Genomic DNA, 8,532 nt, shown 5'->3' on the forward strand with positions numbered 1-8,532 from the left:
GGACGCTGCATCCGCAGCACCAACTCAATCAGCTCTTCCTTTGTCAGACGCTGCAAATCAGTGCGATCCATCGCCCCATGGAGTCAGGCATTGAGCCTGCTGACAAGGGCGTGGGTAATTACCGCGAAGAGGCATTCCGGCTCTTCACTTCACCATCAGACATCGAGCCGGGCTGCACCTCGCGCCACCCTCGATTGCCTCAAAAGCTCGGAGCCGAAACGGCTCCGAGCCCGAAGGCGCTTGTCTTTTCTGGATGAATGCCGGTTCGATCTCCCACAACTCCGTGATACGAAGCACCTCGACGCCACGACGATCCATCAACGAGAGAGCGGCATGAACCGACTGTTTGCCAACCTGCCCACTACCGTCTTCGAAGTCATGTCGAGCCTCGCCCGGGAGACCGGTGCGATCAATCTCGGCCAAGGCTTCCCGGATGATCCCGGTCCCGAGGACGTGCGGCGGGCGGCGGCGGATGCGGTGCTGAACGGCTATAATCAGTACCCGTCGATGATGGGTATCCCGGAACTGCGCTCTGCGATTGCCACCCATTACAAGCATTGGCAGGGCGTCGACCTCGACGCGACCACGGAAGTGATGGTGACGTCAGGCGCAACCGAAGCGCTCGCGGGCGCGATCCTCGGCATCGTCGAGCCCGGCGACGAGGTGGTGCTGTTCGAGCCCATGTACGACGCCTATCTGCCGCTCGTGCGGCTCGCCGGCGGCGAGCCGAAATTCGTCACCCTGCAGCCGCCGCATTTCCGCCTGACGGAGGAGGCGCTCGCCAAGGCCTTTTCGCCGAAGACCAAGGCGGTGGTGTTCAACAACCCGCTCAACCCGACCGCGACCGTGTTCTCGAACGAGGACTTGAATCTTCTCGCCGCGTTCTGCCGCAAGTTCGACGCCATCGCGATCTCGGACGAGGTCTGGGAGCACGTCGTCTTCGACGGCCACAAGCATCAGCCGGTGCTGGGACTCGAAGGCATGCGCGACCGCTCGGTGAAGATCGGCTCGGCCGGAAAAATCTTCAGCCTCACCGGCTGGAAGGTCGGCTTCGTGGCGGCCGCGCCGCATATCATGAAGGTGCTGGCGAAATCGCACCAGTTCCTCACCTTCACCACGGCGCCGAACCTGCAAGCCGCGGTGGCCTACGGCCTTGCCAAAGACGACGCCTATTTCGAGGACATGCGCAAAAATTTCGCCCGCAGCCGCGACCGATTCAGTGATGGATTGCGGACGTTGGGCTTCGACGTGATCCCGAGCCAGGGCACCTATTTCGTCAACATCGACATTACGCCTTTAGGAGAAACCGACGACGTCGCCTTCTGCCGCCGCCTCGTCACGGAGCACGGCGTCGCGGCGATCCCGGTCTCGGCCTTCTATGCCGAAGGCGCGGTCAAGAATGTGGTGCGCTTCTGCTTCGCCAAGAAGGATTCGACGCTCGATGCCGGGCTGGAGCGGCTGGCGAAGGCGATCAGAAAGGCCGCCTAAAATCCGTCTGGCCTGCCAACAACTTGGACATTGTTTCTTTGCTCAGAATTTCCTAGCCTGCCCCTGTTGTCACTCACTCTTGAGGAGTTCCCACCCCTGATGTTCCGTCTTCTCGCTTCGGTTGCTTTAGGCCTCGGCCTTGTCACCGCCGCCACCGCCCAGGAGCGTGTGGTCAACGTCTATAACTGGTCCGATTACGTGGATCCGAAGGCGCTGGACGAGTTCACGAAGCAGACCGGCATCAAGGTGGTCTACGACACCTACGACAACAACGAGATCGTCGAGACCAAGCTGCTCGCCGGCAAGTCCGGCTATGACATCGTCGTGCCCTCGGGCCCCTTCGTGCAGCGCCTGATCGGCGCCAAGGTGTTCCAGAAGCTCGACAAGGCCAAGCTGCCGAACCTCGCCAATCAATGGCCGGAGGTGACGCAGCGTCTTGCCGTGTTCGACCCCGGCAACCAATATGCCGTCAATTACATGTGGGGCACCACCGGCATCGGCATCAACGTGAAGAAGGTGAAGGAGATTCTCGGGGCCGACATGCCGCTCAACACCTGGGACCTGGTGCTGAAGCCGGAGATTTCGTCGAAGCTGAAGGCCTGCGGCATCTACATGCTGGACAGCCCCGAGGATCTCTTCCCCGGCGTGCTGGCCTATCTCGGCCTCAACCCGGATTCGAAGCGCGTCGAAGATCTGAACAAGGCGGGCGATGCCCTGTTCCGCGTCCGCGGCAACATCCAGAAGTTCCACTCGTCCGAATACATCAACGCGCTCGCCAACGGGGATATCTGCGTGGCGGTGGGCTATTCGGGCGACATGATCCAGGCCAAGAGCCGCGCCGAGGAAGCCAAGAACGGCGTCGAGGTCGGCTATGTCATCCCGCGCGAAGGCGCCCTGATGTGGTTCGACAGCTTCGTGATCCCGGCGGATGCCAAGAACGCGGCCGAAGCGCATGAATTCATCAACTTCATGCTGCGTCCCGAGATCGCCGCCATGAACACGAATTTCGTGTCCTATGCCTCGGGCAATCTCGCCGCGAAGCAGCATATCGACAAGGCGATCCTCGACAATCCCGGCATCTATCCGGACGAGGCCACGATGAAGCGCCTCTTCACCAACACAGCCTATGACGAGCGCTCGCAGCGTACCGTCACCCGGCTCTGGACCCGCGTGAAGACCGGTCGTTAATCCGCCGCTCAGGTTCGTTTGTGCATCGTCTCGATGCCCTGAAAGCTCCGCCTACGGGCGGAGCTTTTTTATGTAAGAAGGACGTTTCGTCATGCGCCTTGCCGTTGCCGCCGCTCTCGTTGCCTTGAGTATCGCCTCCCCGGCGCTCGCCCAGACCCCGACGCCGCGCCAGCCGACGATCAGCGTGATGGGAACCGGCGAGGCGGAGTTGAAGCCAGACTTCGCCCGCATCCACGTGACCGTGGCGACGCAGGCCGAGACCGTGGCCCAGGCGACCAGCGCCAATAATACGGCGACGGAGCGGGTTCTCGCCCGCATCCAGAGCCTTGGCATCAAGAAGGAAGACATCCGGACCGCGAACTTCCAGGTCTTCCAGACGCCGCAGCAGGTCGGACCGGACGGCAAGGAGGTGAAGACGCCGAAATTCTCGGCCAACCATCAGCTGCGGATCACCACCCGCGACCTCGACGGCGTCGGACGCCTCGCCGGCGAGATCCTGGCCAGTGGCGACATGACCTTCCAGTCGGTCACCTTCGGCCTCGACAAGCAGGAAGAGGGTGGCGACAAGGCCCGCGAGGCTGCCGTGCGCGACGCCCGCCGTCAGGCGGAGATCTATGCGGCGGCTGCCGGCGTCTCCTTGGGCCGCCTTCTGGAGATCAGAGACGGCTCGGCCCAGCCCTTCGAACCGCAGCCGGACATGCGCATGTCCATGGCGATGGCCAAGGGCGCCGAGTCGGTTCCGATCGTGCCGCCGGCGACGATCCGCTACACGGCCAATGTCCAGCTCGTCTGGGAGATGGCCGGGAAGCCCTGAGGCATCCCGACCAATTTGGAGTCATTAAGCCGCTCTGACGTTCTGAAGGAACTGGCCGATCTCCGTGCCGAGACGCCGGGCTTGGCTCTCCAGGGCCACCGAGAGATCCGCCACGTTCCGGGCAGCGTCGAGCGACTGCGAGGCGACTCCTTGAGTCGTCTCGATGGCGGAGGTGCCGGCCTGCGCTTCCGTCGACACCTGGGCCACGGAGCGGGCGATCTCGGACACCGCCGCCGTCTGCTGGCTGACCGTTCCGGCCACCGTCGAGACGACCCCGGCCAGATCCTCGACAGAGGCCTGCACGGTGCCGAGCGCCACCAGCGTCTCACGGGAGGCTGCCTGCACGGCCTCGATCTGCCGGGCGATCTCTTCCGTTGCCTTGGCGGTCTGGCCAGCGAGGTCCTTCACTTCAGAGGCCACCACGGCAAAGCCCTTGCCGGCCTCGCCCGCCCGCGCCGCCTCGATGGTGGCGTTGAGCGCAAGCAGATTGGTCTGCGCCGCGATGGAGCGGATGAGGTTTGCCACCTCGCCGATCTGCGACGTTGCCGTCGAGAGAGTCGACATGCTGCCGGAGGCGCCGCGCGCTTCCGCCACCGCGCGCTCGGAGGCCTGCGCCGAAGCGTTGGTCTGGGCGGCCACTTCGGCGAGGGACGCGTCGAGCTCCTCCGCAGCGCTCGCCACCGCCGACATGTTATGCGCCGTACGGGTGGACGCCGCCCCCGCGATCTGTGCCTGCTGGGTCACGTGGTTGGCCGATCCCTCGAGCTGCCCGGAGGCCTTGGCGAGATCGCCCGTGACCTGCCTGACCTCGGCGAGGATCTGCTCGACCGAGGCATCGAAGGCCATGATCGCGTTGGAGATCGTATGGGCCCGCTCGGCGTCGATCGCCGCCATGCCCTCGCGCTCCCGCGTCAGCCGCTCGCGCTCGCGGGCATTGTCGCGGAAGACCAGGACCGTGCGGGCCATGGCGCCGATCTCGTCGGTCGCGCCGGTGAATGGGATCTCGCTCGCCGCATCGCCATCCGCCAGCCGCCGCATGGCCTGCTGGAGGCGGGTCAGGGGCAGGGAGATCGAGCGCCCCACGATGAAATTGAGGATCAGGCCAAACAGCAGCGTGGCGCCCATGGCCCAAAGGATCAGAGCGAAGGTGCGATGCTGCGAGGCGGTGAGTTGCTCTTCCGTCTTGTTCGCTTCGGCGCGGACCTTAGCCAGGAGCTGATCGAGAGCAGGCACGAGCAGATCGAACTGCCCCATCAGCTTCTCGCCCTGGCCGGAGACCTGCTGCTCCAGCTCGCTCCAGGCATGGAAGGCCTCCTGGAACGAGACACTCGCGGTTTCGATCGCCGCCTTGTCTTTCGGATCGCCGGAGAGCTGGGCGAGCGCCCGCGTAAAGCGCCCCTGCTCGACCTCGAAGGCACCCAGGATGCTCTCCTCGAGCAGAATGCGGGCGCGGGCCTCCTGGTTGAACATGCCGAGCATGGCCGCCCAGAGACGCCAGGCGATGGCCTCGCCGCTCGCCGTCATGGGACGCACGAGCTTCTCGAGATCGCCTTCCGCCTTGAGAAGGCGCCCCTGCGCACCCTCGTCGGGCTTGGTGCCGATGGCGACGTAGAGCTTGTTGAGGGCTGTGCCCTGACTGATCAGAGCCGCGGAATGCTGCTTCAGGGCCGACACTTCGGGCTCGATCAGGCCGGCACCGGTGGCGGCGCTCATCTCGTCAAGCTGGGTGACGAGGGTTTTATGCCGGTCGATGAAGGCCTGGCCATGATGACCGAGGCGGCTTGCCGTCCATTCCCCGGCGGTCACCTTCAAAGCGTCGGCCTGTCCCCGGAATCTGTTGGCCTTCTCAGCCAGGGCCGAGTAGGTCTGCTGCGCCGACAGCGCCTGTTCGACCTCATTGCGGCCCGTCTGAAACACCGCACCGATGACCGCAAAGCCGAGCACCATGACGCCACTCAACGTGGCGACGCGCACCCGCACCGACGGCCGCCTCACACGAGCAAGAGACGACATTCCCCGAATCCCCCTTTAGGACTTTGCGGCAAGATTGGGGCGGACGTGTTAAAGAGAGATTTACGTTAGGTCAGAAGCCTGCTTGCCGCAGGAATCAGGCAGCCTTCGGCAGTTCGGTCATGATGGCATAAAGCGCATTGGCATCCCTGGTCGCCCGAACCCGCTCGATCAGTCCCGGTTCGCGCAGCACCCGCGCCGCCCGTGCCAGCGCCTTCAGATGATCGGCTCCTGCCCCTTCAGGGGCCAGCAGCAGGAAGAGCACATCGACCGGCTGACCGTCGAGAGCCTCGAAATCGACCGGTTTGTCGAGCCGCGCGATGAGGCCGAAGATGCGGGTCAGGCCCGGCAGCTTGCCATGAGGAATGGCGATGCCCTCGCCGATCCCGGTCGAGCCGAGGCGCTCGCGCTGCAGGAGTGCTTCGTAGATGGCGTTGTCGGGAAGACCGGTGAGCCGGGCCGACTGGGAGGCCAGTTCCTGAAGAGCCTGCTTTTTGCCGCTGACGCGCAGGGCGGGCAGAACGGCCCGAGGGTCTAGAAAATCCAGCAAAGGCATCGATCACGCTGCATTATGATGTGAAGCCTGGAAGGCCTCTCACCGTTCCACGCAAGAACCGGGCCAAGAAGAGGTAACCCCCCGTCAAGGCTGTGCAAGCGGCGGATCGACCCAACCGATCGCTCCGTCGCCGCGGCGGTATACGACGTTCACGCGGCCGGTGCTAGCGTGGATGAACACAAGAGCCGCCGCTCCGGTGAGATCGAGCTGCATCACAGCGTCGCTGACGGAGAGATTGTGGAGGGGCTTCGTGGTCTCGGCGATCACCATCGGATGATACGCCTCCTCCTCGACCGCCTCGTCGCTGGGAGCCTCCAGGACGGCATAGGCCATTTCGACGCTATTGCCTGCACGTCCACTGGCCGGACCGGAACGCCCCTTCAGCCGCTGCTTGTAACGGCGCAGGCGGTTCTCGATTCGGCCCGCCGTCTGATCGAAGCTGGCGTAGGCATCCTGGGCGGCGCCGGAAGCCTCCAGGGTCATGCCTGAGGTCAGGTGAAGCACGCAGTCCGTCCGATAGCCGGTGCCATCGCGGGTGACGGTCACATGACCCGAATAGCCACCGTCGAAATATTTCGACAGCGCACTGGCCACCCGATCCTGGACCTGAGACCTAAGGGCTTCGCCTATATCGAGATTCTTGCCCGACACCCTCAATGTCATCGTGTTCTCCTCCTCCTGCGTCGTCGCTTTGCTGCGATCCTTCAAAGTGACGCTTTGAGACGATGATGATCCGAATGGAGGCCAATGCAAGCCTTGAAATGGCATAGAATCGACAGGTCAGGCTTTCAGCTTGTACCTCCTGCGCCGTTCCGCCGAGGAGGGGATGCGAAGGGCTTCCCGGTACTTCGCCACCGTGCGCCGGGCGACCTGGATCCCATCTGCTCTCAATTTCTGGGCAATTGCCTCATCCGAGAGCACATCGGACGGACGCTCGGCCTCGATCAGCAGCCTGATTCGGTGGCGGACGGCCTTGGCGGAATGCTCTCCTTCCCCCGTCGCGGCGCTGAAGAAGAACTTCATCGGATGGGTACCGCGCTCGGTTCCGATCGCCTTGTTCGCCGCCACCCGGGAGATGGTGGATTCGTGCATGCCGATGGCTTCCGCCACGCTCCTGAGCGTCATGGGACGCAAGGCTGCGACACCCTGGCGGAAGAACTCCTCCTGCTGGCGGACGATTTCGGCGGCCACCTTCAGAATCGTCTTGGCGCGCTGGTCCAGGCTGCGGGTCAGCCAGCTTGCGGTCTGCAGGCAATCGGAGAGGAAGCTCTTGTCCTCGTCCTTGCGCACCACCTTCGCGACTTCGGCATAGTAGGAGCGATTGAGCAGGATGCGGGGAAGGGTATCCGGGTTCAGCTCGACGTTCAGGCTGCCGTCCGGGGCGGTCCGCACCAGGACATCGGGCACGAGCACGTCAATGACAGCGGGCGCGAAGGTGAGGCCGGGCTTGGGTTCCAGGCGGCGGATCTCGGCCAGCATGTCGGCGAGGTCCTCCTGATCGACACCGCAGACCTTTCTCAAGCCTGAGAAATCCTGGCGGGCGACGAGATGGAGATGGGCGAGAAGGGTCTGCATGGCCGGATCGAGCCGGTCGCGTTCACGTAACTGAATACTCAAGCATTCAGCCAGATTGCGTGCACCGACGCCGGACGGCTCGAAACTCTGAATGAGCCGCAGCGCCGCCTCGGCCTCCTCGGGCATCACCTGAAGCCGGGCTGCGAACTCCGCCAGGTCCTCGGTGAAATATCCGGCCTCGTTGAGATTGTGGATCAGGTGCTCGCCGATCACGCGCAGCGTTGGATCGGCGGTGGCAAGGTCGAGCTGCGCCTCCAGATGTGCGCTCAGGCTCGTCGCCTGGGCGAGTACGTCTCCCATTTCGGGCCTGAGCTCGCTGTGGCCTGCGCTTGCCGCCTGCCCGCCTGAAGCCGGCACGGCCTCCCCCCGCGATGGAGGCGGGCCGGGCACGAGCCTCGGCCCCGCAGCCTCTGCCTTCTGCTTGGCGCGCAGGAAATGGGCGAGGCTCGGCACAGGTGCATCCGCTGGAGTCTCCCCCTCCTGCAGGAGCGGATTGCACTCGAGCTCCGCTTCCACATAGGCCGCCAGCTCCGCATGGGAGAGCTGCAGCAGCTTGATGGATTGGACGAGCTGGGGAGTCATCGTCAGGGACTGGCCCTGGCGCAGCTCCAGCCGCTGCATCGCACACATGAACGCACCCAGAGAACCATCGGGCATGCTTCTTGCATGCTTCGACAGTTTTACCGCGCTCGCTCGCCAAAGGTCAAAAGGTGAATTCTCCTAGAACATCCTCGGGTGTGAAGACCGGAAGGTCTCTTCCACCGATGATGTGCTAAGAGTGTTTAATCCCGGACTTTGATGGTGCAATCTTTTCGCATGAGTGGAAGGAAGCACTATGGGGCAGGTTCTACACGGCAGCGCCACGACGACAGAGGCAATCCGTCGAGCAATACAGAATAGT

At 63.8% G+C, this 8,532-nt stretch carries 8 protein-coding genes; 4 read left to right on the plus strand and 4 right to left on the minus strand.

Going from position 1 to position 8,532, the window contains the following annotated elements:
- The 4 genes from ACS5Q1_RS44905 to ACS5Q1_RS44920 form a co-directional block, all read left to right on the plus strand.
- Window positions 1-257, plus strand: a 257-nt coding sequence (locus ACS5Q1_RS44905) for a hypothetical protein (RefSeq protein WP_473104289.1), incomplete at its 5' end; no start/stop codon positions are given.
- A 76-nt stretch (window positions 258-333) separates the two neighbouring features.
- Window positions 334-1,488, plus strand: a complete 1,155-nt coding sequence (locus tag ACS5Q1_RS44910) for an aminotransferase (protein ID WP_473104290.1) — start codon at window positions 334-336, stop codon at window positions 1,486-1,488.
- A 99-nt stretch (window positions 1,489-1,587) separates the two neighbouring features.
- Complete coding sequence (locus tag ACS5Q1_RS44915) at window positions 1,588-2,676, plus strand: polyamine ABC transporter substrate-binding protein (protein WP_203441767.1); 1,089 nt, start codon at window positions 1,588-1,590, stop codon at window positions 2,674-2,676.
- A 91-nt stretch (window positions 2,677-2,767) separates the two neighbouring features.
- The gene (locus ACS5Q1_RS44920; protein WP_473104291.1) at window positions 2,768-3,490 is read left to right on the plus strand and encodes an SIMPL domain-containing protein; all 723 of its coding nucleotides are present in this window, start codon (window positions 2,768-2,770) and stop codon (window positions 3,488-3,490) included.
- Between the two features lie 24 nt (window positions 3,491-3,514).
- Here the strand turns inward: ACS5Q1_RS44920 and ACS5Q1_RS44925 are convergent, their stop codons facing one another.
- The 4 genes from ACS5Q1_RS44925 to rpoN form a co-directional block, all read right to left on the minus strand.
- Complete coding sequence (locus ACS5Q1_RS44925) at window positions 3,515-5,503, minus strand: methyl-accepting chemotaxis protein (RefSeq protein WP_473104292.1); 1,989 nt, start codon at window positions 5,501-5,503, stop codon at window positions 3,515-3,517.
- A 94-nt stretch (window positions 5,504-5,597) separates the two neighbouring features.
- Window positions 5,598-6,056 carry a PTS IIA-like nitrogen regulatory protein PtsN gene (gene ptsN, locus ACS5Q1_RS44930; protein ID WP_203441770.1) on the minus strand — a complete coding sequence of 153 codons (459 nt, stop codon included), beginning with the start codon at window positions 6,054-6,056 and terminating at the stop codon, window positions 5,598-5,600.
- An 84-nt stretch (window positions 6,057-6,140) separates the two neighbouring features.
- Entirely contained in the window at window positions 6,141-6,719 is a 579-nt protein-coding gene (hpf, locus tag ACS5Q1_RS44935) for a ribosome hibernation-promoting factor, HPF/YfiA family (RefSeq protein WP_203441771.1), read from the minus strand.
- Between the two features lie 117 nt (window positions 6,720-6,836).
- Window positions 6,837-8,261: an RNA polymerase factor sigma-54 gene (gene rpoN / locus ACS5Q1_RS44940; protein ID WP_473104293.1), complete on the minus strand. Its 1,425-nt coding sequence runs from the start codon at window positions 8,259-8,261 to the stop codon at window positions 6,837-6,839.
- Window positions 8,262-8,532: the final 271 nt, after the last annotated feature.

It is taken from the genome of Microvirga sp. GN3 (genome assembly GCF_055792825.1).